This is a genomic window from Segeticoccus rhizosphaerae (assembly GCF_009192725.1).
GTDB lineage: Bacteria > Actinomycetota > Actinomycetes > Actinomycetales > Dermatophilaceae > Segeticoccus > Segeticoccus rhizosphaerae.
Genome location: NZ_VOHR01000634.1, coordinates 1 through 883 on the forward strand (window position 1 = coordinate 1; position 883 = coordinate 883).

The 883-nt window shown below is 72.5% G+C and carries 1 protein-coding gene; it reads right to left on the reverse strand.

What is annotated here, in order from left to right; genetic code table 11:
• Window positions 1-67: 67 nt before the first annotated feature.
• On the reverse strand, window positions 68-883 hold an 816-nt coding region (locus tag FRW57_RS22220; RefSeq protein WP_162529477.1), incomplete at its 5' end, for a LysM peptidoglycan-binding domain-containing protein.

An 883-nucleotide genomic window follows, 5' to 3' on the forward strand; every position in this document is an offset into this window, starting at 1 on the left:
GGACTCGGAAGAGATCCTGGGCGCACGAGTGCTCACCAACTGGCAGCTACCTGTCACCGAGTCTGCCTCAACGGGCCGAGCCGGTAACTCTCATTAGGGTGTGCTGGGTGGTCGGGCCGGGATCCTGCGTATCGCGGAGCGCGGCCGTGGCTGCAGCGCCCGCCGTCGCCCCCAGTTCGGCTGTTGCTGGCGCCAGACGCTGCGCCGTGCTGGCGTCGGTGGCGGACGTGTCCGCCGGCGCGGCGTTCTTGGTAACCGTGTGCTCAGCGTCGGGCCGGGTCGCGGCTTGAGGTGCCTCTGGCTCTGCCTGGTGGATGTCGGGTTCGCGGGCTCCGCCGGCGTGGCGGATCGCGGGTTCAGTCCGTTGAGCGGTGTCGGGGATGGTGAGGGTCCAGCCGACGTCGATGACGTCGGGGTCGGTCAGGTGTGCTCCGCCGGGTTGTACCGTGTCCCGCGATGCGGCGGCGATCTGCGGGTATCGGGTGGCGTCGCCGAGCTCGTCCTGGGCGATCTGCCAGAGGGTGTCCCCGGGCTGCACGGTGGCGGTGTGGGTCGGCCGTTCCGACGCGGCCTCGGGCCGGTGCGCCGTGTCCCGGTCCGGGGCGGGCAGCCGCAGGGTCGCGCCGGCAGGCAGGAATCCGGGGTCGTCGCCCAGGACGGTGCGGTTCAGCTCGACGATCTCGGGGTATTGCTGGCCGGATCCGAGGTGGGCGTGCGCGATCGACCAGAGGGTCTCGCCGGGCTGCACGGTGTGGGTGATCGTGGTGGGGCGGTCGCTGGCGTGGCCGTGGCCGGCTTGGTCCGGCTGGTCAGCCGGCGTTGGGTGCGCGTTCGGCGCGCGGTCGGCCACGGTGCGGTCCGGGGTCGCGGTCGATGCGGTCAC